This window comes from Metalysinibacillus jejuensis (genome assembly GCF_003057615.1).
GTDB lineage: Bacteria > Bacillota > Bacilli > Bacillales_A > Planococcaceae > Metalysinibacillus > Metalysinibacillus jejuensis.
Map to the genome: position 1 here is coordinate 1 of NZ_QAFW01000202.1, position 341 is coordinate 341.

At 33.4% G+C, this 341-nt stretch carries 1 pseudogene; it reads left to right on the forward strand.

Annotation, left to right across the window (positions count from 1 at the left end):
• Positions 1–341 (forward strand): annotated as a pseudogene (locus DDE80_RS15885) (RNA-guided endonuclease TnpB family protein); the annotation flags it as partial.

Consider the following 341-nt stretch of genomic DNA (forward strand, 5'->3'; position numbering starts at 1 on the left):
TTCGTCTTGTCTACAATAAGATGCTTGCGGAAAGACAAGCGACTTATGCAAAATACAAAGACGACAAGGAAATGCTTAAAAAGCAAAAGTTCCCTACACCAGCTAAATATAAAGACGAATTTCCATTTCTAAAAGAAGTAGATTCTTTAGCTTTGGCAAATGCACAAATGAACTTACAAAAGGCTTATAAGAATTTTTTTGAAGGCAATGCGGAATTTCCAAAGTTCAAAAACCGTAAGTCAAAACAGTCTTATACAACCAATCGAGTGAACGGAAATATCGAATTGCAAGATGGTCATATCAAATTACCTAAACTGAAATTAGTAAAAATCAAGCAACAT